Annotated in this window: 25 protein-coding genes and 1 tRNA gene; 21 read left to right on the top strand and 5 right to left on the bottom strand. The window is 65.2% G+C overall.

Annotation, left to right across the window (positions count from 1 at the left end; all coding sequences use genetic code 11):
- Positions 1-87 precede the first annotated feature (87 nt).
- From ABHT90_RS01230 to ABHT90_RS01215, 4 genes are all read left to right on the top strand, one after another.
- Complete coding sequence (locus ABHT90_RS01230; protein ID WP_346981344.1) at positions 88-1,482, top strand: CCA tRNA nucleotidyltransferase; 1,395 nt, start codon at positions 88-90, stop codon at positions 1,480-1,482.
- A 127-nt stretch (positions 1,483-1,609) separates the two neighbouring features.
- Positions 1,610-1,686: transfer RNA gene (locus tag ABHT90_RS01225), tRNA-Glu, on the top strand.
- A gap of 150 nt (positions 1,687-1,836) precedes the next feature.
- The gene (locus ABHT90_RS01220; RefSeq protein ID WP_346981343.1) at positions 1,837-3,144 is read left to right on the top strand and encodes a lysylphosphatidylglycerol synthase transmembrane domain-containing protein; all 1,308 of its coding nucleotides are present in this window, start codon (positions 1,837-1,839) and stop codon (positions 3,142-3,144) included.
- Between the two features lie 116 nt (positions 3,145-3,260).
- Positions 3,261-3,872, top strand: coding sequence for a TetR/AcrR family transcriptional regulator (locus ABHT90_RS01215; RefSeq protein WP_157757975.1), 612 nt, complete (start codon positions 3,261-3,263; stop codon positions 3,870-3,872).
- 112 nt (positions 3,873-3,984) lie between these two features.
- Here ABHT90_RS01215 and ABHT90_RS01210 read toward each other — a convergent pair whose 3' ends face one another.
- The 5 genes from ABHT90_RS01210 to ABHT90_RS01190 all read right to left on the bottom strand — a co-directional run bounded on the left by ABHT90_RS01210 (position 3,985) and on the right by ABHT90_RS01190 (position 9,528).
- Positions 3,985-5,289 (bottom strand): ABC transporter ATP-binding protein, encoded by a 1,305-nt coding sequence (locus tag ABHT90_RS01210; RefSeq protein WP_346981342.1) that lies wholly within the window; start codon positions 5,287-5,289, stop codon positions 3,985-3,987.
- Positions 5,290-5,301: 12 nt separating this feature from the next.
- A complete protein-coding gene (locus ABHT90_RS01205) occupies positions 5,302-6,324 on the bottom strand; it encodes a FecCD family ABC transporter permease (protein WP_195568106.1) in 1,023 nt (340 codons plus the stop codon).
- Positions 6,325-6,346: 22 nt separating this feature from the next.
- Positions 6,347-7,918, bottom strand: a complete 1,572-nt coding sequence (locus ABHT90_RS01200; protein ID WP_346981341.1) for an ABC transporter substrate-binding protein — start codon at positions 7,916-7,918, stop codon at positions 6,347-6,349.
- Between the two features lie 4 nt (positions 7,919-7,922).
- On the bottom strand, positions 7,923-8,456 hold the full coding sequence (locus ABHT90_RS01195; protein WP_035138217.1) for a hypothetical protein: 534 nt from the start codon (positions 8,454-8,456) through the stop codon (positions 7,923-7,925).
- 145 nt (positions 8,457-8,601) lie between these two features.
- The gene (locus tag ABHT90_RS01190; protein WP_346981340.1) at positions 8,602-9,528 is read right to left on the bottom strand and encodes a sirohydrochlorin cobaltochelatase; all 927 of its coding nucleotides are present in this window, start codon (positions 9,526-9,528) and stop codon (positions 8,602-8,604) included.
- 458 nt (positions 9,529-9,986) lie between these two features.
- Between ABHT90_RS01190 and cobM the strand changes: the two genes are divergently transcribed.
- Genes cobM through cobK form a run of 17 tightly spaced genes read left to right on the top strand, consistent with a single transcriptional unit; the run spans position 9,987 to position 25,733 of the window.
- A complete protein-coding gene (gene cobM, locus ABHT90_RS01185) occupies positions 9,987-10,778 on the top strand; it encodes a precorrin-4 C(11)-methyltransferase (protein WP_161115658.1) in 792 nt (263 codons plus the stop codon).
- Between the two features lies 1 nt (position 10,779).
- Complete coding sequence (gene cbiD, locus ABHT90_RS01180) at positions 10,780-11,964, top strand: cobalt-precorrin-5B (C(1))-methyltransferase CbiD (RefSeq protein ID WP_346981339.1); 1,185 nt, start codon at positions 10,780-10,782, stop codon at positions 11,962-11,964.
- Complete coding sequence (locus ABHT90_RS01175; RefSeq protein ID WP_195361484.1) at positions 11,957-12,190, top strand: SAM-dependent methyltransferase; 234 nt, start codon at positions 11,957-11,959, stop codon at positions 12,188-12,190. The genes cbiD and ABHT90_RS01175 overlap by 8 nt, the downstream gene beginning before the upstream one ends.
- 42 nt (positions 12,191-12,232) lie before the next feature.
- The gene (locus tag ABHT90_RS01170) at positions 12,233-13,324 is read left to right on the top strand and encodes a cobalt-precorrin 5A hydrolase (RefSeq protein WP_346981338.1); all 1,092 of its coding nucleotides are present in this window, start codon (positions 12,233-12,235) and stop codon (positions 13,322-13,324) included.
- A complete protein-coding gene (cobJ, locus tag ABHT90_RS01165) occupies positions 13,324-14,067 on the top strand; it encodes a precorrin-3B C(17)-methyltransferase (RefSeq protein WP_035138228.1) in 744 nt (247 codons plus the stop codon). Before ABHT90_RS01170 ends, cobJ begins: the two co-directional genes overlap by 1 nt.
- Positions 14,055-15,302 carry a precorrin-6y C5,15-methyltransferase (decarboxylating) subunit CbiE gene (gene cbiE / locus ABHT90_RS01160; RefSeq protein ID WP_346981337.1) on the top strand — a complete coding sequence of 416 codons (1,248 nt, stop codon included), beginning with the start codon at positions 14,055-14,057 and terminating at the stop codon, positions 15,300-15,302. The genes cobJ and cbiE overlap by 13 nt, the downstream gene beginning before the upstream one ends.
- Positions 15,299-16,681, top strand: coding sequence for a cobyrinic acid a,c-diamide synthase CobB (locus ABHT90_RS01155; RefSeq protein ID WP_346981336.1), 1,383 nt, complete (start codon positions 15,299-15,301; stop codon positions 16,679-16,681). The genes cbiE and ABHT90_RS01155 overlap by 4 nt, the downstream gene beginning before the upstream one ends.
- Entirely contained in the window at positions 16,674-17,816 is a 1,143-nt protein-coding gene (locus tag ABHT90_RS01150; protein ID WP_346981335.1) for a nicotinate-nucleotide--dimethylbenzimidazole phosphoribosyltransferase, read from the top strand. The genes ABHT90_RS01155 and ABHT90_RS01150 overlap by 8 nt, the downstream gene beginning before the upstream one ends.
- Positions 17,813-18,361: a bifunctional adenosylcobinamide kinase/adenosylcobinamide-phosphate guanylyltransferase gene (locus ABHT90_RS01145; protein WP_225093545.1), complete on the top strand. Its 549-nt coding sequence runs from the start codon at positions 17,813-17,815 to the stop codon at positions 18,359-18,361. The genes ABHT90_RS01150 and ABHT90_RS01145 overlap by 4 nt, the downstream gene beginning before the upstream one ends.
- The gene (gene cobS, locus ABHT90_RS01140; RefSeq protein WP_346981334.1) at positions 18,358-19,125 is read left to right on the top strand and encodes an adenosylcobinamide-GDP ribazoletransferase; all 768 of its coding nucleotides are present in this window, start codon (positions 18,358-18,360) and stop codon (positions 19,123-19,125) included. The genes ABHT90_RS01145 and cobS overlap by 4 nt, the downstream gene beginning before the upstream one ends.
- Positions 19,122-20,123 (top strand): histidine phosphatase family protein, encoded by a 1,002-nt coding sequence (locus ABHT90_RS01135; protein ID WP_346981333.1) that lies wholly within the window; start codon positions 19,122-19,124, stop codon positions 20,121-20,123. Before cobS ends, ABHT90_RS01135 begins: the two co-directional genes overlap by 4 nt.
- A complete protein-coding gene (cbiB, locus tag ABHT90_RS01130; RefSeq protein WP_346981332.1) occupies positions 20,123-21,097 on the top strand; it encodes an adenosylcobinamide-phosphate synthase CbiB in 975 nt (324 codons plus the stop codon). The genes ABHT90_RS01135 and cbiB overlap by 1 nt, the downstream gene beginning before the upstream one ends.
- Complete coding sequence (locus ABHT90_RS01125; protein ID WP_346981331.1) at positions 21,094-22,317, top strand: pyridoxal phosphate-dependent aminotransferase; 1,224 nt, start codon at positions 21,094-21,096, stop codon at positions 22,315-22,317. Before cbiB ends, ABHT90_RS01125 begins: the two co-directional genes overlap by 4 nt.
- Positions 22,310-23,809: a cobyric acid synthase gene (locus ABHT90_RS01120; RefSeq protein WP_346981330.1), complete on the top strand. Its 1,500-nt coding sequence runs from the start codon at positions 22,310-22,312 to the stop codon at positions 23,807-23,809. The genes ABHT90_RS01125 and ABHT90_RS01120 overlap by 8 nt, the downstream gene beginning before the upstream one ends.
- Complete coding sequence (locus ABHT90_RS01115) at positions 23,806-24,321, top strand: cob(I)yrinic acid a,c-diamide adenosyltransferase (RefSeq protein WP_117839768.1); 516 nt, start codon at positions 23,806-23,808, stop codon at positions 24,319-24,321. The genes ABHT90_RS01120 and ABHT90_RS01115 overlap by 4 nt, the downstream gene beginning before the upstream one ends.
- Positions 24,322-24,963: a precorrin-8X methylmutase gene (locus ABHT90_RS01110; RefSeq protein ID WP_195233206.1), complete on the top strand. Its 642-nt coding sequence runs from the start codon at positions 24,322-24,324 to the stop codon at positions 24,961-24,963.
- Positions 24,960-25,733, top strand: a complete 774-nt coding sequence (cobK, locus tag ABHT90_RS01105; RefSeq protein WP_055286487.1) for a precorrin-6A reductase — start codon at positions 24,960-24,962, stop codon at positions 25,731-25,733. The genes ABHT90_RS01110 and cobK overlap by 4 nt, the downstream gene beginning before the upstream one ends.
- Positions 25,734-25,770: the final 37 nt, after the last annotated feature.

The following is a 25,770-nucleotide window of genomic DNA, read 5'->3' as shown; positions in this document are numbered from 1 at the left end:
CTTGCGTGTGCAGTGGAGGCTGTTTCTTGCTAGACTTCTTGCAGACGCAATCGATAGCCAATTTGATAGTCGCAGGAGGCCATAGGCATGTGCAATGTTTCGCTCAACGGTACTCAACCGTCCGATGCGTCCCTGCGCGTCCTGCGCGCGCTTGAAGCGGCTGGTCTTGAGGCTTGGTACGTGGGCGGTTGGGTGCGCGACGCCCTTATGGGGTACCCCAGCCACGATGTTGATATGTGCTGTAGCGGCCTGTGGCAGGAGTCCAAAGCGGCGCTCGAGGCCGCCGGCATCGCGGTTGTGGAATCGGGCATTAAATTTGGCGGAATCACGGCTATTTCCGATGGCGAGCGTATCGAGGTCACCACGTACCGTCTGGATGGCTTTTACACCGATGGTCGTCATCCCCAGAGTGTGGAGCGTGCCGCCTCGCTCGAGGACGATCTGGCGCGCCGCGACTTTACCGTCAATGCCATGGCCTGGCATCCCGAGCGCGGGCTTGTCGACCGCTACGACGGCCAGGGTGACTTGGAGCGCAAGCTGATTCGCGCTGTCGGCGATCCCAAGCGTCGCTTTAACGAGGACGCCCTGCGCATGCTGCGTGCGGTGCGCTTTGCCTGCCGTCTGGACTTTATGATTGAGCCCGAGACCAAGCGTGCGCTTGCCGAGTGCGCGCCGCTGCTCGATGCCGTGGCGCGTGAGCGTGTGGGTATTGAGCTCGAGGGCATTCTTTCGACCGGTCATGGGGGAGACGCGATGCTCCGCTATCCCGAGCTCATCTGCGCCGCCGTGCCCGAGTTGGCAGCGGGTCGCGGGTTTGATCAGCGCAGTGTCTATCATGCGTTTAACGTCTACGTGCATATCGCCCGTGTGCTGACGGTGGCGGGGGAGCTCGCGCTGTGTGACGGCGTCGCGCCCTCGTCGAGCCTTATGTGGGCGGCGTTTTTGCACGATGTGTCCAAGCCCGAGTGCTTCACGGTCGACCATGCCGGTAGCGGACACTTCTACGGTCATCCCGAGCTCGGCGCCAAGAAGGCGCGCGTCATTATGGATCGCCTGGCGCTCTCGCACGACTTGGTGCGCGACGTGTGTCTGCTCATCAAATACCATGACAAGCCGCTGCGCCCCGAGCGCTCCTGTCTGCTCAATATGATGCGCGCGCTTTCGGGTGAGGGCGTCGACACGGCCCGCCTGATTGACGAGCTCATGGACCTTAAGCGTGCCGACACACTTGGCAAGGCCCCGTCGTGCTTCTATTACGTTGAGACGATTGAGGAGATGCGCGCGATGGCGCACGATCTGCTGAGGGCGGGGGAGCCATATACGCTCAAGATGCTCGCCATCAACGGCGGCGACCTGATCCGTGCTGGAGTCAAGCCCGGGCCGGAACTGGGGCAGCTTCTCAACTCCGCCCTCGACGCCGTGATCGAAGACAACATTCCCAACGATCGCGAAGCTCTTTTGGTCCATCTTAACTTGAATTAGCTACCTAGTTTACCTGCGTGTTCCATAACCTGCCGACAATTTTTTGGCAATTTGGAATTTCTTCTTGCGCTGACGTTTTTTGTCCCGTAATATATTTCCTCGCAGCACGGCAGTGCAGATGTCATGTGGCCCGTTCGTCTAGCGGTTTAGGACGCCGCCCTCTCAAGGCGGAGATCACCAGTTCGAATCTGGTACGGGCTACCACGCATCTGATACCCGGACTTCCTATGGAAGGCCGGGTTTTTTATTTTCAAACAACCGTCTGCAATTCCCGTTTGAACCAGAGCTTTGCGTTCTGTCTATGGTCCTTGCGGGTACAATATCCAAAATATTTTGACTGTTAGAAGGAGTCTCATGACGGAGTCCTCTCAGCATACGTCTAAGCCCCAGGTCGAGGTTGAGGCCTCGGGCGGAGATGACAATAAGAGCGCACGCCGCGGCGCCATCTTTATCGGCGTCGTACTGGTGGGTTATATCGTCTATCTGGTGGTAACCGGGCAGATGGGGCAGTTCTGGGCCGCTATGTCGAGCGTCCAGGCGTCATGGCTCGTTGTCGCGTGTCTTTGCATGTTCATGTATCTGTTCTTTGGCATTGTGGCCTATGCGATCGCTGTCTGGCTCGACCCCGATTCACCCGTTGGCATTCGCGACCTGATCTCGGTCGAGGCGAGTGGCATCTTCTTTGGCAACCTCACACCTATGATGATGGGCTCGACTCCCGCCCAGATCTACCGCCTGACCAAGGCGGGCCAAAACGTGGGCGAGGCCGGAGCCACGCAGTTCACGCGCTTTATCGTGTATCAGTTTGGCCTCGTTGCCTGGGGCGCTATCCTACTGCTTGCTCGCATGCCGTTTTTTGCCGAGCGCTATGGCGACATGACGCTGCTGTGCGTCTTTAGCTTTGGTGGGCACTGCTGCATCTTGCTGGGCATCTTCGCCGTCGCTCTCATGCCTAAGACCGTCACGCGCGTCGCCCATTGCATCATCAATTGGCTCGAGCGCATTGGTGTCTCGGCCACTAAGATCGAGGGTTGGCGCACGTTTGTCGATGGCGAGATCTACTCCTTCTCCGAGAAGTTCAAGCTTTCGGCCGGACATTTTTCTTCCATGCTGCTCACCGTGTTTATCACCATGCTGCAGCTCGCGTTTTTCTATCTGGTGCCGTATTTCCTGATGCTTGCCTTTGGCCACCATGAGGTCGACTTTTTCTCGGTCATGGCCGCGAGCGCCTTTGTCCAGCTGTTGAGCTCTGCGGTCCCCCTGCCCGGTGGAACTGGTGGCGCTGAGGGCGGCTTTGCATTGTTCTTGGGTCATTTCTTTGGGTCGGCTTCGACCGCCGGCTATCTGCTGTGGCGTCTCATTACGTTTATTGCGCCGACCATTTTGGCTGCGCCCCTGTTGGGACTTAAGAGCGCCCACAACGAGAGCATCCATGCGCGCTGGGATCGCGTGATGCGCAAGCTCGGCCGCACGCCTCAGACGCCCTCTGCGCCCACTAAGCCGCACCCCACGAATGCTGTTACCGTTGATCCCAAGAAGCACGCTCAGAAGGCTTCTGGGACCGCTAAGCCGGCTCATAAAGCCTATGTGCGCCAGACAGGCGATGGTATTCGCGTATCTCCGTCGGCACTCAATAAGAAGAAGCACCCTAAGTCGCAGTAGGGCAGTCGTGCGTTCTTCATGATGCGGGGCATATTTGTGCTGTATGGGGGATAATCCTCTTACGTAGATTATCTCTCATCTGTTGATGAATGCTCGCATATCGAAGGGACACGCCCATGGCAACCAGCAAACCGCGTCTTGATCGTCGCATCGTTCGCAGCCGTAATGCCATCCTTTCGGCTTTCGAGCGCCTGCTCATGGAAAAGCCGCTGGCAGACATTACGGTGAGTGCCATCGCGCGCGAGGCCAATGTCGACCGCAAGACCTTTTACGTACACTTTGGTACGGTTGACGGCCTGCTCGATGCCATTGCCGTCGATGTGGTGGAGATGATTGTCGACTCGGTCGAGAAAACGCTTGCTTCAATGGACGGCGACACCAACGAGCGCGCTCTTGGCGCGGCGGCGACCTTCTTTAAAACCGTTAACGAGGCACTGTGCAACAACTTGGTGCTCAATCGTCAGCTGATCGAGAACATTCCGCTCGATGATTTTATGGCTCGTCTTCGTGCGCCGCTCGAACACGAGATTGCCGAGCGCGATCTGTTGCCCCAAGGTCTCAAGGACGAGATGTTCGATTACTATCTGGCGTTTTTGCTGTCGGGCATTATCGGTATCTATCGCACGTGGGCACTGTCTGACGGCTCGGTTCCTATCGAGCGTGTCTCTGAGGTCGCCAACGATCTGACTCTCAATGGTCTGTCGAGTCTGGAATCTCGCTTGGATTAGGCCTAGTTGGGCTCGTCGGCGTGGAAATTCCTGTTCACGAGGTTCTCCGGCGCCTTGTAGACCTCGCCGGCGCAGGAGCTGTAGCCTGAGGATCCTTAAAAGAAAGTTCAGTTTATCCTTCCCACTCCAAATGGGAATCCTCCGATGCGCCTTCGCACGCTTGCATGACCTCGATACCATGCGATCGTGCGAACTCGACGAGCTCTGCGTTGCGGGCGTTTATGGTGCCGAAGGCAGCGGGGCACACGATAAGGCGCGCGCAGTGGACGAGGAGCTCTTTGGCGCGGGCTATGGTTTTATCCCCGATCGGCTCGAAGGCGCGCTCGGCCACGCATTCCGTCGCCAGGTCGCGCGCGAGCTCGCAGTCGATGTCCCCTTCGTGCAGAATGCCCGCGTAGAACGCCTTGCCCTGCCGGATGAGCTGGCGAAACACAGCTGACCCCGTACTTGCGCCGGCGATGACGAACGTGTGCGCATCGCCGTGTGGGCGCCCAATTTCCACGCTGCCGAAGTGCTCGTTGAAGGTGCCATGTTGAAGGCCGTAGAGCTCGCCAATCGTCTCGCGCGTGAATATGTCCTCGGGTGCGCCGGCGCGGAAGACCCGACCGTCCTTCACGCAAATCACCTTGTCGGCGCTTTTCTGCGCGAGCTCGAGTTCGTGGATGGACATGATGACAGCCACATTCCGCGATTTCGCAAGGTGGCGAAGTATTCGCAGCAGGTCGATCTGGTAGCGGATATCGAGATACGATGTGGGCTCGTCGAGCACGAGCACACGCGGATCCTGCGCGATGGCGCGTGCGAGCATGACGCGCTGGCGTTGCCCGTCGCTTATCTGCATGAAGTCGCGCTCGGCGAGCTCTTCCACATGTGCGGTTTTCATGGCCTCGTCGACCCGACTATGGTCGTCAGGCGAAAGTGTTCCCATTCGCCCGGTGTAGGGATGCCTTCCCGCCTCTACGATATCGCGGCAGGTGAGGAGCTCGGTCCGGGGTCGATCTGTCAGCATAACGGCAAGGTTCCTTGCGAATTCCGCCGTCTTCCATCGGGAAATCTCCCGCCCGTCGAGCTCGACCGCGCCGGCAAGCGGTGCCAGATGGCGCGTGATGGTTTTCAAGATGGTCGACTTGCCCGAGCCGTTCGGCCCGATGAGCGCCACGACGTCGCCCGCGCGAACCTCCAGATCGACGCCTTCGACTACGACCTTCTTGTCGTAGCCCGCCGACAGGTCGCTTATGCGGAAAAGCGGCGCTCCGTCAGCCTGCGTTTCGACCGGGGTTTCGAGGTTCGACTCCGCTCGGAGGAGGCGTTCCGCGTGCAGTTCCGCACGAGCCGAAAGTGCCTTCTGGCGCTTTCGTGCGAGCTTAGGACTGTCTAAGCACGGAATGTCCCTTCCGAGCGTTTTGGGCTGCGGCACGAATTTCCCCATCTACCTCACCCGCTTCTTCAACATGAGTGCGATAACCACCGGCGCGCCGAAGATGGCGGTGACGGCGCTGATGGAAAGCTCGACGGGGGAGAACAGCGTGCGCGCGATCAAATCGCAGCCCGCGCAGAAGATGGCGCCTCCCAAGAAGCACGCAGGAATCACGCGGATGGGCTTCGACGACTTCAGCGCCGACTTAACGAGATGCGGAACCGCGATGCCTACGAACGACACCGGACCAGCGAACGCGGTCACGCAGGCGGAGAGCATGCTCGCTAGAAGGACGAGCACCACGCGGAAGCGTGCGACGTTCACGCCGACGCTTTTCGCGTAGGCTTCTCCCAGCTGGAAGGCGGAAAGGGGCTTCGATATCGCGAATACGCATGCGCTCACGGTGATCACCACGACCGCGATGACCGCGATGTCGTCCCAGCTCGAACCCGAGAAGCTACCCAAAGACCAGTTGTGCAGGTTCACGATGGACTGGTCGTCGGCGAAGGCGATGAGAAAGTTCGTCGCCGCCGAGCAGATGTATCCCACCATGACGCCCGCCACGATGAGCATGGCCATGGAACTTATGCGCCGTGCGATGAGGAGCACGAAGCCGATGGTGATAAGCGATCCCAGAAACGCTGCGGCCACCATGGCCGGCGAGGACATGGCCTGGTTCGCGCCCAGAAGCACGATCATCGTAAGCGCGACGACGAACTTTGCGCCCGAGGAGACGCCCAAGATGAACGGGTCGGCGATGGGGTTGTTGAAAAACGTCTGCAGCAGGAACCCGGAGAGCGAAAGTGCCCCGCCGAGAAGCACGGCTGAAAGCACGCGCGGCAGGCGAATCTCCCAGATGACTTGGCTTTCCATGGAATTGGCCGCGCCGCCCGAAAGGATGCCGGGGATGTGGTCTGCGGGCACGAGCACGCTCCCGATGCACAGGTTGGCCCCTACGAGCACGATGAGGACAACAGCGAGCAGCGCCGTCACGACGCGACACCGTGCGACGCGCCCCGATTCGTCGTATGCCATGGAAAGTCGGCTTCTCATGGTGCTAGCCGAGCTTCCTCAGATAATGGAAGTCGCTCGCGTCATCGCCGGTGAACGCCCCGTGCAGCTCGTCGATAATGTCGGCGGTAGAAGTCATCTGCTGGTACATGTCGGCGCTTGTGACCCAGACGTTGCCGTTCTTCACGGCTTTGAACTGCGACAATAGCGCGTTTTTGCTTACGAAGTCGTTTAAGGTGGCAACCGATTCGTCGATGGTGCCGTTGTAGACGATGATGTCGGCATCCTTCGCCGTCGCGTAGAAGCGCTCCATTTCGAGCGTTACTGACGAACCTGACGTCGACGCCGTCTGCGCGTCATCGAGCGAGTAGTTGCCGCCTGCAAGCTCGATCATCTGCGCCACGTAGTCGCCCGCCCGCCGCGTGACGGCGGCCCCATTCGAGTTAATGTAGAAATACGCCACGGTTTTACCTGACGACGCGAGCCTCGACGTTTGCTCGACGCGGGCCTTTTGCTCGTTGAACAGGTGCGCGGCCTCGTCTTCCTTGTCGAACAGGACGCCGAAAAGCTTAATCCACTCGAGGCGCCCGAGTGCTTCGGGCTCGCTCGACGACTGTTCGGTGAGCACGACGAGCCCGAGTTTCTGCAGCTTTTCCTTCACATCGGGTGTGTGGTTGATCATGGTGTTCTCGATGGCGAGCGTGCAGCCCGAGGCCGATATTCGCTCGTAGTCGGGCGCGCTGTACTTGCCGCCGTAGGCGATCGCCCCACTTTCGAGTGCGCTTTTGAAGCCCGCGACCGAGCAATCGTCGGCCTTCGTGCCCGACATGAAGATATTGTCGTTCGCATCGAGCGCGTCGACCAGGCACATCGTTGCCGACGACACGAGGTACACCTTGTCGGCGGGGCGCCTTATGACCGCGATGTCAGAGCTCAACCCATCAGGTACCTTCGCATCTTGCGGTACCACGAGGAAGCGCTCACCGTTCGAAACGCAGATAAGCCGCAAGCCGCCTTCGAACTCGTCGACAGTGAAGTGCTTGGCGTATTCAAGCTGAAGCGTCCCCGTCGGCTTCCAGCCGCAGCCCAAATCGGCGTTGTGGAAGTCGGCCGCGGCGCTTGAAGCCGTTCTCGCAGGGGAGCCGCCGCTTGCTTCGTCGCCCGATTTCTCCTTCATGGTGGATGAGTCGAAGTGGAGCGTGTAGTCGATGGTGTGCGGCGTCGACATGGCGACGGTCTCGGCCGACACGGCGATGTCCTCGTCGAGCGTGACGGGTATCTCGAACGTGGAGTTGCCGCCGTCGTTTATGGGCGCGTAGTCCACGCCGTCGATGGTCATCTTGTCGTAGTTCGAACTCGACCAGGTGACCGTCGCGGTGTAGGTGTCGCCATCCTTCACAATTGTGGTGGGTGAGGCGATGCTTGCGCGCCCTGACCCGCCGGAAAGCGAGACGCTCACAGTGTATTCCTGAGAGCCCGTCGTGGCACCGGTCGCGTTCGGGCTCGCACTGCACCCCGCGAAGGGAAGCGCGAGCAGGGCGACGAGAACGCAGGCGATCGCGCGCGCCGCGATGCTGTGGCGCTTCCTGTTTTCCCCCTTGGGAAGAATCGACCGCATGGCGTTACTTCAGTGCGTCGGCGCGCAGATCGACGCCGGCGGATTCGAACACGAGCGTGCGGTCGTACCACTGCTCTTTTCTAATACTCCACGCGGCGCAGGCGGTGTCCTCGTCGAGCGCTTCAACGGGCACGTCGTAGGTGTACTTGCCTTCCGCGTTTTCCACATAGGGGATGAAGTCGGCCTCGCTCGCGGCGGCAGCCTCGTCACCCGTGCCCATGAAGAGCTTGCCGTAGCCCGTGCCGGAAAGTGTCATCACGCAGTGCATGGAGCCGTTTTCCACGATGAGCTGGGCGTCCACAATCCTGAACATGTTCGAGCTGGAATCTACGGTGATCGGATAGGTGCCGTCGGCCACCTTGTCGGCGGTGATGGGGGCAGCGCTTGCGCCCTCGGGCGCATCGGCCGCCTGTTCGGTCTTTTCCTGGGAATCGGCATCGCTTGCCTTTGCGCTGTCGATTGAATTTCCGCCGCAGCCGGCGAGCGAGAACGCGAAAAGCGCCGCTGACAGGGCGAAGGCGAGGGTTTTCTTCAACATGGAGGGGGTTCCTTTCAATCGCTTCGACCGCCCGCGCCGTGCGGTGGGCGGGCGGGATGCGAATGCAACGGGCATGCGCCGTCGGTCGGGGAAGGCGCATGCCCGTTGCACGGGGACGCGACCGGCGCCCCCGTGCGCGGCGAGTTTACAGCTTGGCGATGGCGTCGTCCACGTGTGAGACGTAGATGTCGTCGACCGCGACGTTCTGTCCCAGACCCTGGAGCAGGCACGTCACTTCGAAGCCGGCGGCCACGAACTTCGCAGCCCAGCTGTCGGGGTCGGTCTCGTCTGCCATGTCGTTGTTCGCGTGGTCGCCCGCGACCACCATGAACGGCGCGAGCACGGCCTTCTTGTAGCCTGCGGCGCTCGCGGCGGCGATAACATCCTCGCAGGTCGGTTCAGCCTCGACGGTGCCGACGAAGAACTGCGTCAAGCCCTCGTTCTTGAACACTTCCTGCATCTTGGCATAGTCGGCGTTGGAATCGGCTTCGGTGCCGTGGCCCATGAGGCACAGCGCCGTCTTGCCGTCGTCGAAGGACGCCATGTTCTCCTTAATGGCTGCGGCCACCTTCTTGTAGTCGTCGTCGGAGGTGAGCAGCGGGTCGCCGAGCGAGATTTTGTCGAACTTGTCGGCGTACTTGTCGAGCTCGTCTTTCACGTCGGTGTATTCCAGGCCACCCATGAGATGCGTCGGCTGCACGACGATTTCCTTCACGCCGTCCTCCACGCAGCGGTCGAGCGCCTCGGTCATGTTGTCGATCGTGATGCCGTCGCGCTTCTTCAGCTTATCGATGATGATCTGCGCGGTGAAGGCGCGGCGGATGTCGTAGTCCTGCCAGTACTTCTCGCGGATAGCGTCTTCGATGGCGCCGATGGTGATGTGGCGCGAGTCGTTGTAGCTCGTGCCGAAGCTCGTGACGAGGATGACCGGCTTCACGGCCTTCTCCTTTTCGCTCGATTTCTCGGAACTCGCGGAGGTGCTGGAGCAGCCCGCGAGCGCGAATCCGGCGAGCGCGACGGCTCCGGTTGCTGCGGCGCCCATGAAGCCGCGGCGTGACATCTGGTCGGACATGGTTTTTCCTTTCCTCGGTTTGCCGGTCCCCCGGCGACAGTTGCTTGTCGGCACAAGCGAAAGAAAAGCGCACCCCTCGGGGTTCACAAGGAGCTAACGCCACGGCGATGCCGTGAGGAAAAGGCGAAGCAGTCTGGCTTGGGGCGCGAGGCAGTTCGCCCGCGCGTCCTATACAGTAATGTCCCTTGCCCAGGATTCCCACCTGGTTCCCTCCGCAAGCCAGCGCGGGCTGTGCGGGCGCCGCGCCGGTCATTTCCTTTTATCCGATTGTCATATGCTCGTTGCCGAAACTTTTACTATGATAGTGGGCACTTGTGAACGTGTCAAAGCCAGGGCGGGCGGCATTGCGCCTCCTGCCTGCGTATTTGCGCCGATTGCCGCTGCGGGCGCCGTGTTTTGCCCGCTGTGCGAAGGGCGGCGTAAACGGTTGCGATGAGAAACGGGAAGGGAAGGCTCGGATGATTCATATCGTTGGCGCAGGCTCGGGCGCCGCCGACCTTATCACGCTGCGCGGGGCGCGCCTTCTGCGCGCGGCCGACGTGGTCGTTTGGGCGGGGAGCCTTGTGAACCCCGAGCTGCTCGCCGATTGCAAGGAATCCTGCGTCGTCTACGACAGCGCGCACATGACCTTGGAGGAAGTGCTCGACGTGATGTGTGCGGCGGATGCGCGGGGCGAGGAAGTGGTGCGCCTGCACACGGGTGACCCGTGCCTATACGGCGCCATCCAGGAGCAGATGGACGCACTCGACGCGCGCGGCGTGGACTACGAGGTGGTGCCCGGCGTGTCGAGCTTTTGTGGTGCCGCGGCGGCGCTTCGCCAGGAATACACGCTGCCGGGAATCAGCCAGTCGGTCGTGATCACGCGGCTTTCCGGGCGCACCCCCATGCCCGCGGGCGAGGGCATGCGCACCATGGCGGAAAGCGGCTCGACTATGGTCATCTTCCTGAGCTCGGGTATGCTCGCCGAGCTTTCCGCCGAGCTTTTGGCCGCGGGCCGCAGCTCCGACGAGCCGGCGGCGCTCGTGTACAAGGCGACCTGGCCTGAGGAGCGCGTGGTGCGATGCACAGTGGGCACGCTCGCCGACGCGGGCGCGCGAGAGGGCATCGACCGCACGGCGCTCGTGGTGGTGGGCCGCGTGCTCGGAGCTCGCGGCGGGCTTGCGCACGACGGCGCGCAAGCGGAGTCGTACGAGCGCAGCAAGCTTTACGACCCTTCGTTTGCCACGGGGTATCGGAAGGCGAGCAGCTAGCGTGGCCTTCGAGCACTACATATATACCGGGACGACCCGCCTGCGCTGCGGCTATACCACGGGGAGCTGCGCCGCGCTCGCGGCGAAGGCGGCCTGCGAGATGCTCTTGTCACGAAAGCCCGTCGGCCGCGTGTCGATCGTCACCCCCGGCGGGCTGCCCGTCGAGGCGAACGTGGTCGACGCATGCATCGGCGAGGGGTGCGCCCAGTGTGCCGTGCGAAAGGACGCAGGCGACGATGCCGATGTGACCGACGGCGTGCTCGTGTACGCGCGCGTGGAACATGCGGGGTCGGGCACGGGCGCTGCGGGCAGCAAGGACGTACCCGCGCGCGAATCGGAAGTTTCCGTCGACGGCGGCGTGGGCGTGGGGCGCGTGACGTTGCCCGGGCTCGAGCAGCCGGTGGGGGCGGCCGCCATCAACGCGACGCCGCGCGCGATGATCACTTCGGCGGTGCGCGAGGTGTGCGCCGTGCACGGCTTTTCTGGAGATATTGCTGTGACAATTTCGGTACCCGAGGGTGTTGCCCTTGCCGAAAAGACCTTCAACCCGCACCTGGGGATAAAGGACGGCATCTCCATCCTGGGCACGACGGGCATTGTCGAGCCGCGCAGCCTCGCTGCCTTGCGCGACAGTATCGAGCTCGAGATCCGGCAGCATGCGGCTATGGGGCGGTGCGGAGTCGTGCTCACGCCCGGCAACTACGGCGCGCAGTTCATCTCAGGGCATTTCCACCTAAACGGTGCGCCGGTGGTCTTCATCTCCAACTTCGTGGGCGATGCGATTGATTGCTGCATTCGCGAGGGATTTACCAATGTCCTTCTTGTGGGACACATCGGCAAGTTGGTGAAGATCGCGGGCGGTATCATGGACACCCATTCGCGTACCGCCGACTGCCGCGCGGAGATTCTGGCCGCCCACGCGGCCATGGCCGGCGCGGGCGCGAAGACCGTGCGCGAGATCATGACGTCCGTCACGACCACGGCGGCACTCGAGGTAATCGAGGCCGCCGGCGTGGGGGACGCTGCGTGCGCCTCGCTCGCTGCGGCAATCGAGGACAGGTTGCGCCGCCGCGCGGCGGGCGCATGCGATATCGCCGCGGTCGTGTTCGACGCCGAGCGCCGCGAGCTTTTCCGCACGTCGGGCGCCGATGCAGTTATCGGGGTATTGGGGGCGACGTATGAGTAAAGGCGTGCTGTACGAGGTGGGCCGCGCAATCGGCTGGCCGGGGACGAAGGTGGTCATGAAGGCGCGCCGCTCGCTTGCGGACACGAAGCGCATTCTTCGCGAGGAGGGCGCCTTTGACGGTGCCGAGCTCGTAGAGGACTGTGGGCTTCCGGGCGAGCGCGTGTACCGCTCGCTCGACGATGTGCCCGATCGGGGCAGCTACTTCTCGACGATGGTGGTGCGCTAGATGAGGATTTCCTGCATAGCGTTCACTGAGAGGGGGTATGCGTTGGCGGAGCGCACCGCACACGCGCTTTCCGATTGCGCGCAGACAGGTGAAGATGACCCTGGCTGGGACGTTTCCGTTTCGCGCGGGTTCGGCGAGGGGAAGGCCGACCTGCGCGCATGGACGGCGCTCGCGTGGGAAGCGTCGGACGCGCTTCTGTTCGTGGGCGCGGCGGGCATCGCCGTGCGGGCGATCGCGCCGCATGTCGCTTCGAAGGCAACCGATTCCGCGGTTGTGGTGATTGACGAGGCGGGGCGCTTTGCCGTCCCGCTTTTGTCGGGGCATTTGGGCGGTGCGAACGAGCTTGCGCAAACTGTGGCCCGCGCGGTAGGGGCCATCCCCGTCATCACCACGGCGACCGACGTCCGCGGCGTGTGGGCGGTGGATACGTGGGCGCGCTGTGCGGGGCTCGCCGTTTCGAATCCCGAGGCCATCAAGCGAGTGTCGGCGCGGCTGCTTTCGGGCGGGCGCGTGGCACTCTATTCCGACATGCCGATTTCGGGACAGCCGCCTGAGGGGGTAGACATTGCGTCCGACCGCGCTCGGGCCGATATCGTCGTGTCGCCGTTCGCTGGCGCGAATGCAGGCGCGTTCGTTCGCGCGGCGGAGACAACGGACGAGGTCGTGCCCGCCGGTGAGACGGGGATGCCGGCGGGCATGCGGGTGCAGGCGCCTGCGCCCGAGCCGCTTCGCCTTGTCGTGCCCTGTATCGTTGCGGGCGTAGGGTGCCGTCGCGGTGCGTGCGCCGAAGCGATCGGGGAGGCGTTTCTTCTCGCGTGCGGGCAGGCGGGCATCTCGCCTTTGGCCGTGCGCGAGGCGGCGACGATCGACGTGAAGGCGCACGAGGAGGGTCTGCTCGCCTTCTGCCGCGCGCGCAATATCCCGCTTGCGACGTATTCCGCAGAGGAGTTGTCGCAGGTCGAAGGCAGCGTTTCGCCATCTGATTTCGTACGCGCGACGGTGGGGGTCGACAATGTGTGCGAGCGCGCGGCGCTCGCGGGCGGGGGCAAACTTATCTTCCCGAAGCTCGCTCACGGCGGCGTGACCGTCGCGTTTTCCAAAGTATCTATCGAACTTTCGTTTAAGGAGCGGTGATGGGAAAGCTCTTCGTGGTGGGGATCGGCCCGGGCGGCCCCGACGGCATGACGATTGCGGCTCGGCGCGCGCTCGAGGCGGCCGACATCGTTGTTGGGTACACGAAATACGTGGAGCTCGCGCTCGCCGCCGTGCCCGACGCGGCGCATCTCGCGACGCCGATGATGCACGAGGTCGAACGATGTCGCCTGGCGCTTTCGCGCGCGCAGAGCGGAGAAGCCGTGGCGCTCGTGTGCAGCGGTGACGCGGGCGTGTACGGCATGGCGAGCCCCGTGCTGGAGCTTGCGGAGGACTACCCCGATGTAGACGTGGAAGTTATCGCCGGGGCCACCGCGGCTCAGAGCGGGTCGGCGGTGCTCGGCGCCCCGCTTGCCCACGACTTCGCGGTCGTGTCGCTCTCCGACCTGCTCACGCCATGGGAGGTCATCGAGCGCAGGCTCGCCGCCGTGGCGAGCGCCGACTTCTGCATCTGTTTGTACAACCCGCGCAGCAGAAAGCGCGCCGACAGGCTCTCACGCGCGGCGAAGATTATGCTCGAATGGAAGGCCCCCGACACGCTCTGCGGCTGGGTACGCAACATCGGGCGCGAGGGGCAGCAGTCGGGCATGTGTAGGCTCTCTGAGCTGGGGGAGATCGACGCCGACATGTTCACCACCGTGTTCGTCGGCAACGCGAACACGAAGCTCGTAGGCGGCCGTATGGTCACGCCGCGCGGGTATCGGGAGATTCCATGCGAAAGGTAACGATCATCGGGGCGGGGCCCGGAAACCCCGACTTGCTCTCGCGCGCGGCGCTCGACGCTATCGACTTCGCCGACGTGGTCATCGGCGCTCATCGCGCGCTTGCCGGCATCGACGTGCCGCCCGACGTGGTGAGATGCGAGCTCGTGAAGACGGCGGACATCGTCGCCGCGCTCACCGATGCGGCGTCGTGGCGGCGCGCCGTGGTCGTGATGACGGGCGATGTGGGGCTGTTCAGCGGCGCGCGCCGCCTGGTGGAGGCGCTCTCCGGCGACGCGCAGGTGGACGTGCGCGTCGTTCCCGGCATAAGCTCAGCGTCTTATCTCGCCGCGCGCCTCGCGCGTCCATGGCAGGATTGGCGCTTCGCGAGCGCTCACGGCGTGGCGTGCGACATCGTGGCCGAGGCCGAGCGCGCAGGTGAGCTCTTTCTCGTCACGTCGGGCGGGGAAGACCCCTCGCGGCTTTCGGGCGAGCTTGTGCAGGCGGGCTTCGGGGACGCGCGCGTGACGGTGGCCGAGCGCCTGTCGTACCCCGACGAGCGCATCACCTGCGCGACCGCAAGTGAAATCGCAGGTCAGACGTTCGACGACTTGAACGTGATGCTTATCGAGTTCGCATCCCGCGCCGCGAGTTCCCGCTGGCCGTACGCTTCCTCGGGCATTCCCGACGAGCTCTTCATCCGCGGCGACGTTCCCATGACCAAGCAGGAGGTGCGCGCCGTCGCGCTCGCGAAGCTGCGCCTTACCGCGACCGACACCGTGTGGGACGTCGGCGCCGGCACGGGGAGCGTGTCGATCGAGGCGGCGCTCGTCGCGCGAGCGGGGTCGGTATGGGCGGTCGAGCGCAACGCGGCCGGCGTGCGGCTCATCCGAGAGAACGCGGATGCATTCGGGTGCGGCAACGTGCATGCGGTCCCCGGTGTCGCCCCCGAAGCGCTCGCGATACTGCCCGTCCCCGACGCCGTGTTCGTCGGCGGGAGCGCGGGCGAGCTTCCCTCCATCGTGGAGGTGGCGCTCGAGAAGAACTCGCAGGTTCGCCTGTGCGTGCCATGCGTCACCGTTGAGACGCTCACCGAGGCGTGCGCGCTCCTCTCGGGTTCGCGCTTTAAGGGGTTCGAGGCTTGCCAGGTGTCGGCCGCCCGCGCCGAGGCTGTAGGCTCGCACCATCTTATGAAGGCGCAAAACCCCGTGTTCCTCGTCAGCGCGCGTGGTGCAGGTGGGGAAGGCGGCGCCCGGTGAGCACGACCATCCCGCGCTTCATGGTCGCTGCGCCCTCGAGCGGGAGCGGCAAGACGGTCGTTACGTGCGCGCTCCTGCGCGCGCTCGCGCGCCGCGGCCTTGCATGCGCGGCCTTCAAATGCGGCCCCGACTACATTGATCCGCTCTTTCATCGTCGCGTCGTGGGCGCGCGCTCGGGCAACTTAGACGGCTTCTTCACCGACGCCCCGACGCTGCGCGCCCTGCTCGCACGCGGCGCCGCGGGCGCGGATGTCGCGGTGCTCGAGGGGGTCATGGGCTTCTACGACGGCATGGCGCCCGGCGTGGCCGATGCGAGCAGCTACCAGGTTGCGTGCGACACGGAAACGCCGGTCGTTTTAGTGGTGAACGGGCGCGGGGCGTCTTTATCGCTCGCCGCCGTAATCCGCGGCATCGCCGAGTTCCTGCCTTGTGCGAACGCGCGCGGCGTCGTGCTGAACAAGACGAGCGCCGCTGCCTGCGCCTACGCGAAGCCTGCGATCGAGAAGCACACGGGTGTCGCGGTTTTGGGGAATATCCCCGCCGACGATGCGTTCTCGCTCGAAAGCCGGCATTTGGGGCTTGTGACCGCCGACGAGGTCGAGCAGCTCTCCGCGCGCATCGACAAGATGGCCGAGCTGGTGGAAAAGAGCGTCGACGTCGACCGCTTGCTCGAAATAGCGGCGACGGCACCCGATATCCGCGAGGAACCTTACCGGTTGGAGCCGATCGCGGGAGCGCGGCCCATCGTCGCCGTCGCACGTGACGAGGCGTTCTCGTTCTACTACGAGGAGAACCTGCGCGCGCTCGAGGACCTGGGTTGCGAGCTGGCCTTTTTCAGCCCCCTGTGTGATAGCGAGTTGCCCCGGGGGACAAGCGCCCTCTATCTGGGAGGCGGCTACCCGGAGCTCCATGCGCGGCAGCTCTCCGAGAACGCGCCGATGCGCGAGGCGGTGCGGCGTGCGGTGGAATCCGGCATGCCGACGGTTGCCGAATGCGGTGGGTTTCTGTACCTGCAGCGCGAAATCTCCGATAGCGAGGGGCGGCGCTGGCCTGTTGCGGGCGCCCTTGATGGCGCAAGCGAGAACGGGGGAAGGCTGTCCCATTTCGGGTACGTGGAGCTCACTTCCCAACGCTACGGGCTCTACGGGCCGCGCGGCACACGCATCCGCGCGCACGAGTTCCACTACTGGCAGTCCACCTGCCCGGGCGGCGACTTCTGGGCGCAGAAGCCCCGGCGCGACAAGGGCTGGCCGTGCATGACGACCACCCCGGCCCTGGTTGCGGGCTTCCCGCATGTGTACTATCCTGCGAACCCCGACGTTGCGCGCGCGTTCGCGTCTGCCACAGCGTCGTTCGCAGAGAGGAGACGGCATGGCTGAAGCAACCGAAACCGCGCTTGCCTGCATCCGCGAGGAAGTCGAGCGCGCGTTCTCGTCGGCGCCGGGCGCCGTGCTCGAAGCCGCGCTCTCCCGGATCGCGCCCGCAGATGAGTGTGCCCGCGCCGCCGCGTACGCCGCGTGGGATTCCATCGCGCATCCTTTGGGGGGATTGGGCGACTTTGAAGACGCCGTCGCGCGTATCGCCGCAGCTCAGGGGAGCGCCGAGGTGGCCGAGTTTCCCCGTGCGCTCGCGGTATTCTTCTCCGACAACGGGGTCGTTGCCGAGGGCGTGTCGCAAAGCGGGCAAGACGTGACGCGAGCCGTCGCGCGCAACATGTGCGAGGGGGCCACGAGCGCCTGCCGCATGGCGGCGTTCGCGGGTGCCGAGGTCGTGCCCGTCGACGTGGGTATGGCCCGGGGCATAGAAGACGCTCGCATGGTGCGCGCGAACGTGCGGCGGGGGAGCGGCAACATCGCGCACGGCTCCGCCATGTCTCGCGATGGGGCCGTGCGCGCGATCGAGGTCGGAATCGGCGTCGCGTGCGGGCTTGCCCGCGCCGGCGTGCGCCTTCTCGCCGCGGGCGAGATGGGCATCGGCAACACGACCACCTCGGCGGCGGTGGCCGCAGTGCTCATCCGAGCGGACGCGCGGAGCCTCGTCGGGCGCGGCGCGGGGCTCTCGGACACCTCGCTCGGGCGCAAGCGCGACGTGGTCGAGCGCGCTATCGACGCGAACTCGCCCGATCCCGCCGACCCGATCGACGTGCTCTCGAAGGTGGGCGGCTTCGACATCGCGGCGATGTGTGGCTTCTACCTGGGGGCCGCGGCCTCGAAGGCGCCGGCGCTCCTCGACGGGGTCATATCCTGCACGGCGGCCCTGTGCGCGGTGCGCCTGTGCCCCAACGCCTTGGGCTACCTCGTGGGCACCCACGCATCTAGCGAACCCGCAAGCCAGGAGCTCCTTCGCGAGCTCGGCATAAAGGCACCCCTCGACGCAGGCATGCACTTGGGCGAGGGCGCGGGCGCCATGGCGTATCTGCCCCTTCTGGATTCGGCGCTGCGCGTGTACCGGGATGGGAAGACGTTCACGGCGACTGGCATGGCTGCTTACGAGCATTTCGAGGCCGGGAAATGACGGTGACGTTCGTTATCGGCGCCGCCGCGAGCGGCAAGAGCGCCTATGCCGAGTCCCTGTGCCTCGGGCACGACGGCCCCCGCGTGTACCTGGCAACGATGGAGCCCTTCGGGGAAGAGGGCACCCGCCGTATCGCGCGCCATCGGGCGATGCGCGAGGGCAAGGGGTTTTCCACCCTCGAGCGCACGCGTGACGTGGGCGCCGCAGTGCCCGGGCTTCCGCGCGGCTGCACGCTTCTTTTGGAGGACGTGGGCAACCTGGTTGCGAACGAGCTCTTCGCGGAAGGCGGCTTGTCCCCACGTGACCCCGACGCTGTGGCGCGCGAGGTGCTCGGAGGCATCGAACGACTCACTCAGGCCGCTGCGTATACGGTGGTGGTCTCCGTCGACGTGTTCGCCGATGGGATGCGCTACGATGAGGGGACCGAGGGATGGAGGCGCGCGCTCGCGCGCGTGAACGCGGGCGTGGCGGCGCTGGCCGACCGCGCAGTCGAAGTGGTATGCGGGATTCCCGTGTGGATGAAAGGCGAAGGACCTACAAGGTGAAGATAGCAGAGGCAATCGGCGCGGCGTTCGGAACGTTCTCGCGCATCCCCGTCCCGAAATCGGCCTGGACCGATTTCGGATCAACCCATGCGCTTGCCGCGTTTCCCCTGGTGGGCGTTGCGGAAGGCTTCCTCATGACGGCGTGGGGGCACATGGCGAACCTGCTCGGCGCGCCCGCGACCATCGTCGCGGCCGTGCTCGTGGCGTTGCCTGTGGCGGTGACGGGAGGCATCCACCTAGACGGGCTCTGCGACACCTCCGATGCGCTTGCAAGTTGGGCCCCGCGCGAGCGAAAGCTCGAGATCATGCACGACCCGCGGGCGGGCGCCTTCGGGGTCATTGGTGTTGTCGTGTACCTTATTCTGCAGTTTTCCCTGTTCACCGCGCTGCCGCTTACGGCGGGGTCGTTCCTCGCACTTCTGTGCTCGCTCGTGTTCTCCCGCGCGCTTTCGGGGCTCGCCGTAGAATGCTGGCCTGCCGCGCGGGCGGACGGCATGGCCGCGGGGCTCTCGCCTGCGAAGAGGCGCGCGGTGATCGTCGTGCCGCTTTGCGCTTTCGCTGCGGCTTCGGCTGCAGGGATGGTCGCGTGCGTTCGGGCCGTCGGCGCCCTTATGGCGGTGGCGGGGCTTTTGGCGCTCGCGTGGTACCGCCATGTTGCCCTGTCCCGCTTCGGCGGGGTGACGGGTGATTTGGCCGGATGGTTTCTGCAATGGGCCGAGCTCGCGATGCTTGCCATGCTGGTGGCGGGGGGCATGCTCCTATGATTCTCGTGGTAGGTGGCGCGCATTCGGGGAAGAGGACCTTCGTGCGCGAAAGGCTCGGGTTCGCGGCGGACGATTTCGTCGACGCGGCGCAGCTTGCGGAGGGCGGCGTGCCCGCGGCTTTTGCCGGCCGTGTCGCGTACCGTGCTGAGGAACTCGTACGCGCGCTCGACGCTGACCGGGCGCTCGAGCGGCTGACCGGCTTCGACGCAGTGATTCTGCCCTTGGTCGGCTCGGTGGTCGTCCCCATGCGTGCGGAAGACGCCCAATGGCGCGAGCGCGCGGGGCGCCTGGGATGCGCGCTCGCTGCGCGCGCCGACGTCGTCGTGCGCATGACGTGCGGGATTCCCCAGGTCATCAAAGGAAACCTTGCCGATGCGCCTCGAGGGACGCAGGGCGCGGGCGCGCCTTTGGAAGTCGTCTTCGTGCGCCATGGTGCCACGGCGGGCACGGAAGACCATCGCTACAGCGGGGCGGGCACCGACGAGCCCCTGTCGAGTGCGGGCGAGCGCGCTTTGCGCGACCTCGCGTGCGATGGTGACGTGTTCCGTGTTATCACGAGCGGCATGGCCCGCACCGACCAGACGGCGCGCATCCTCTTCCCGAACGCGGAGCTTATGGCGTGCCCCGGTCTGCGCGAGATGGATTTCGGTGACTTCGAGGGGCGAAGCGCCGCCGAGCTTAAAGAGGATGTGCGCTACCACGCCTGGGTAGACTCCTGGTGCGAGACGCGCTGCCCGCATGGCGAGGGCAAGAGCGATTTCACCCGCCGCGTCGTCGCGGCGTTTCGGGAGGCGTGCGAATCGGAGCGCGCCCAGGGGAGTGGGCGCGCCGTCTTCGTCGTTCACGCGGGTACCGTGAAAGCGCTACTCTCCGACCTAGCTGTCCCGAAAATGGGATATTTCGACGTGCATACCGAGCCGGGCGGCGCATGGGCCGCCACCTGGGATGGGCGCTGCCTTCGCGACGTTCGCCCCGCTTCGGGGGGCGATGCCCGGTGATGACGATTCTTGCCGTCGCCGCCGGGTTCGCGGCCGACCTTGCCTTCGGCGACCCGCGCTGGCTTCCCCATCCCGTCGTCGCCATGGGGCGCGCGATCACGTGGGCCGAAGGCCGCCTTCGAGGCGCATTCCCGCAAACGTCCGCGGGCACGCGCGCCGCAGGACTTGTGCTCGCCGTGGCGCTTCCGCTTGCGTGTGGGCTTTTGACCTGGGGTATCCTACATCTTTGCGGCATGGTTCACTCCGGCTTGCGCTTCGTGGCCGAGGCATGGGCGAGCTATCAGGTTCTCGCGACATGCGAGCTGCGCCGCCAGAGCCTGGCCGTGGCCCACGCGTTCTCGAAGGGCGGCCTTGTCGCGGCGCGCGAAGCCGTCGGGCTCATCGTGGGACGCGACACGTCTGTTCTCGACGAGCAGGGCGTTGCGCGCGCCGCCGTGGAAACGGTGGCGGAGAACGCGAGCGACGGCGTCATCGCGCCACTTTTCTACCTTATGATCGGGGGTGCGCCCTTGGGCATGGCGTACAAGGCGGTGAACACGCTCGACAGCATGGTGGGCTACAAAAACGAGCGCTACATCGACTTCGGTCGCGCCTCGGCGCGCCTCGACGATGTGGTGAACTGGATTCCCTCGCGCTTATCGGCCCTGTTCATGATCGCCGTGTGCCCGATCGTCGGGCTCGACGCGCGCGGGGCGGCGCGCATCTGGCGCCGCGACAGGCGTCGCCATGCGAGCCCCAACTCGGCGCAGACCGAGTCAGCGTGTGCGGGCGCGCTCGGGCTGCGCCTAGCAGGACCCGCGGTGTATTTCGGCAAGCTCGTTGAGAAACCGACGATAGGCGACGCGTCCCGTGAAATCGAGTGGGGCGACATCGCCCGGGCGACAAGGCTCATGCTCGCCGCGTCCGTATGCGCGCTCGTCGTCTTCGGCGCCGCGCGCGCGGCGGTCGTGCTCGCCTTGGGGGCGATGGCATGAGGGAAGACCACGCCGCGCTCCGGGCTGCCGGGGGAATCCTGCGCGCCCGTACGCATGGGGGCAGCGCGCAATCGCTCGGCATCGGTTGCGAAGGGGGCGCCTCCGATCTCATCGACTTCTCGGTGAACGTGAATCCGGCAGGCCCCTCGCCGCGCGCCGTCGCCGCAGCTTGCAAGTCGCTTTCTCGAATCGACGCCTACCCCGATAGGGAAAGCCTCGCCCTCGTTCGCGCCCTAGCGCGCGCCCAGGGCATTCCCGAAGATACTATCGTCTGCGGCACGGGCGCGTCCGACATCATCTGGCGGCTCGCTGCGGCGGTGCGCCCGAAACGCATCGTCGTGTGCGCGCCGACGTTCTCTGAATATGCGGAGGCGGCATCTTACTACGGCGCATGCGTGCAGGAGTTCCCGCTCTCCGAAGCGGACGACTTCGACGTGCCTGCCTCCTTCGCCCGCGCGATCGAGGGGCCGGGAGACGTGGCGTACCTCTGCAATCCGAACAACCCGACGGGGCGCCTCGTCGACCCCCGCGTGATCGATGCCGCGGCTTGCCGCTGCGAGCAGGTGGGCGCGCTGCTCGTCGTGGACGAGTGCTTCCTCGGATTTGCGCCCGACGCCCGCGAAAGGAGCGTGGCCGCACGCGCCGCGTGTTCGCGCCATGTGGCCGTGCTCTCCGCGTTCACCAAGCTCTACGGAATGGCGGGGTTGCGGTTAGGATATCTGATCAGCGGAAACGCCCAACTCCTCGAGGGCATTCGCCGGGCGGGGCAGGCGTGGCCCGTCTCCTCGGTCGCCGAGGCCGCGGGTATCGCCGCCCTGGAAGACGTCGAATACGTCTCGCGCACGCGCGATGTATTGGCGGGCGAGCGAGCGTGGCTTTCCCACGAGCTCTCCTCGCTCGGGCTTTCCGTCGTGCCGTCGGATGCGAACTTCCTTTTAGTCCGCACACCGGCGAAAGACATCCCCGAGCGCCTGTATAAACAGGGGGTTTTGGTCCGCACGTGCGACTCGTTTTCGGTGCTGTCCCGTTTCTGGTGCCGCGTCGCGGTGCGCACGCGCAAGGAGAATGCCCGGCTTGCGATGGCGTTCAGCCGCGCGCTTCGGGCGGAAGGCGCATCGGGCGAAGGTGAACCCGACGAACGGGGCTGCGCTTCTTGCAGCGGCGCTATGGCGGGCGCGTATGGCCGAGGCTCGACGAAGGAGGTCGATACCCGTGGGTAGGGCGAAGCCCATCATGATCCAGGGCACCATGTCGAACGCGGGGAAGAGCCTGCTTGCGGCGGGGCTGTGCCGTGTGCTTTCGCAGGACGGCCTGCGCGTGGCTCCCTTCAAGAGCCAGAACATGGCGCTCAACAGCGGTGTCACGGCCGACGGGCTCGAGATGGGGCGCGCCCAGATCATGCAGGCCGAGGCGTGCAGCATCGCGCCCGACGTGCGCATGAACCCCATTCTGCTCAAGCCCGAAAGCGGCCACCGAAGCCAGCTCATCGTGGCCGGCAAGGAGCAGGGAGCCTTCGCTGCGAGGGACTACTTCGCGCGAAAGAAGGCGCTCATGCCGCAGATTTTGGAGGCGTTCGATTCGCTCGCGGAGGAAAACGACGTCATCGTTATCGAGGGCGCCGGCAGCCCCGCCGAAATCAACCTTGCCGAAAACGACATCGTCAACATGTGGCTCGCGCGCGCCGTGTCCTCCCCCGTGCTGCTCGCGGGCGACATCGACCCAGGCGGGGTGTTTGCCCAGCTTTACGGCACGGTCGCGCTCCTTGCGCCCGAGGACCGCGCGCTTTTGCGGGGGCTTGTAGTAAATAAGTTCCGCGGCGATGTAGAAATCCTGCGCCCGGGTTTGGCCCCGCTTGAGAAGATGTGCGGGGCCCCCGTCGTGGGGGTCGTGCCGTATCTTACGCTCGACCTGGACGACGAGGACTCGCTCGCGCCGCGCCTATCTGCCCGCGAGGCGCGCGGCGTCATCGATGTCGCCGTCGTGCGCCTTCCGCATCTGTCGAACTTCACCGACTTCGACCCGCTTTCGCGCGTGCCCGGCGTAGGCGTGCGCTACGTTTCCTCGACGACCGATCTGGGCCGACCCGACCTGGTGGTGCTCCCCGGCTCGAAGACCACGCTCGACGACGCGCGCTGGCTTGCGGCTAGCGGCATCGGAGCCTGTGTACGCGCGCTTTCGGGTGCGGGCACGCCGGTGCTCGGCATATGCGGAGGCTACCAGCTTTTGGGTGACGAGCTTTCCGACCCGCACGGCAGGGAAGGCGCTGGCACCGCGCGCGGGCTCGGGCTCATCCCTGCAAGTACGGTGTTCAGGGAGGAAAAGCGCCTCGCCCAGTCGGAGCTGCGCATCACAGGCGCCCAAGGCGCGTTCTCGGTGTGGAACGGCATGACGGCTCGCGGGTACGAGATCCACGACGGCGAAACGATCGTCTCCTGCGCCCCTGCGGGCACGATTGGCGGCAAACCAGAAGGCGCGGCCTGCGGAAACGTGTTTGGAACCTATCTCCACGGCCTGTTCGACGAACCGGGGGTGGCGCTCGCCCTCGCACGCTCGCTCGCGCGCATGCGTGGCCTGCCCGAGAGCGTCGTGGGTGCTGCGGGCGCGGCGTCCGCGGCCGATCACCGTGCGCGCGAGTTCGACCGCCTGGCCGACTCCGTGCGCGGGGCGCTCGACATGGAGTATGTCTACCGCATTATCGAGGAGGGCGTATGATCCACGTGTATCATGGCGACGGCAAAGGCAAGACCACGGCGGCGATGGGCCTCGCCCTTCGCATGCTCGCCGCAGGCCGCCGCGTCGTCGTCGTGCAGTTCCTGAAAGACGGCGAAAGCGGGGAGGTGCGCCTGCTCGCCGAGCATTTCGGCGTGCCCGTGTTCGCGGGGAAGGCGTCGGACAAGTTTACCTGGTCCATGACGTCGGAAGAACTTGCCGCGACGCGCGAGCTGCACGATGGGAACCTCGCTTCCGCGCTCGCCGAGCTCGAGGGCGCGCAGGAGGGGCTGCTCGTGCTCGACGAGGCGCTCGACGCGCTTTCGAAGGGGCTTGTCGACGAGGCGCTCGTGGACCGCGCGCTCGATATGTCCGCGCGCGGCGTCGAAGTAGCGCTCACCGGGCGCGCGCCTTCCCGCAAGATCGTGGAGAAGGCCGACTACATAACCGAGATGCGGTGCGAGAAACACCCCTACGAGCAGGGGATATGTGCAAGGGAAGGAGTGGAGTACTAGATGGATTCCAAGGAGATGGCGCCCGGCGACATCGAGCGGCGCAGCTTTGAAATCATCACCGAAGAGCTCGGCGGCCGCACGTTCCCGCCGCTCGAAGAGCCCGTCGTGAAGCGCGTCATCCACACCACTGCCGACTTCTCGTACGCCGATTCCCTTGTGTTCACCCATGACGCCGCGCACTGTGCGCTCGACGCACTGCGCGCAGGGGCCACGGTGCTCACCGACACGAACATGGCGCTCGCAGGCATAAGCAAGCCCGCGCTCGCGAAGATCGGCTGCCAGGCCGTGTGCTATATGGCCGACCCGGATGTCGCCGCAACGGCGCGCGCCGCGGGCACGACTCGCGCCGTTGCGAGCATGGACAAAGCTTGCGGCATCGAGGGTCCGCTCATCGTGGCCGTCGGCAACGCTCCCACAGCACTTCTGCGCCTCGCCGAGCTCATGGACGCGGGGAAGATCGCGCCCGCGCTCGTCGTTGGGGTGCCGGTTGGGTTTGTGAACGTGGTCGAGGCGAAAGAGGAGCTACTCGCGCGACGCGTGCCGGCCATCGTCGCGAGGGGTCGCAAGGGCGGCTCGACCGTGGCGGCCGCCATTATGAACGCGCTGCTCTACCAGATCACGCGCCCAGGCGGCCCGAAGTGACGGCGCCCGCATCCGCGCCGGCGCTGCGCATCTTCGCCGGCACCACCGAGGGCCGCCTCCTGTGCGAATGGGCGAGCGGGGCGGGAATCCCCGCCCGTGCCTACGCGGCAACCGAGTACGGAGGCGAGCTTTTGGGCGAGCTTCCGGGCATCGAGGTGCATGCGGGTAGGCTCGACGAGGCCGACATGGAGCGTGAGCTTTCCGGCGCGCGCATCGTCGTCGACGCCACGCACCCCTTCGCTACGCTCGCAAGCGGCAACATCCGGGCCGCTTCGCTCGCCGTGGGTGCACGATGCCTGCGCCTTACGCGCCCGGTCGAGGCGCTGCCCAAAGGCGTCGTGTCGGTCGCGTCGATCGCCTGCGCGGCGCGCTTTCTCTCCGAGAACCCGGGTCGCGCGCTTCTCACGACGGGGAGCAAGGAGCTTGCTCCCTACACGCGCGTCGCCGATTTCGCGGAGCGCTTCTTCGTGCGTGTGCTCCCTCTGCCCGGTGCTATAACGAAGTGCATCGACGCGGGGTTTTCGCCGTCGCACGTCATCGGCATGCAGGGGCCCTTCACCCGCGAGCTCAACGAGGCGATGCTTCGGCAGGTGGGCGCCCAGTGGCTTGTGACCAAGGACTCGGGAACCGTAGGCGGCACGGCCGAGAAGATCGCCTCCGCGCGCGACGTGGGAGCGCGCTGTATCGTGGTCGCCCGTCCCGCCGAGGGAGGCGGGGCCCTTTCGCTTAGGGAAGTGGAAGACGCGCTCTTACGGGAGTTCGCGCGCTAGGCGCTCGCCGCGCATGCGTGCCCTCCCGCCTGCGAGG

The organism is Collinsella aerofaciens (assembly GCF_039758815.1).
GTDB classification, from domain to species: domain Bacteria; phylum Actinomycetota; class Coriobacteriia; order Coriobacteriales; family Coriobacteriaceae; genus Collinsella; species Collinsella aerofaciens_BP.
The sequence above is the reverse complement of the archived record's forward strand: the minus strand, read 5'-3'. Positions and strand labels throughout refer to the sequence as shown.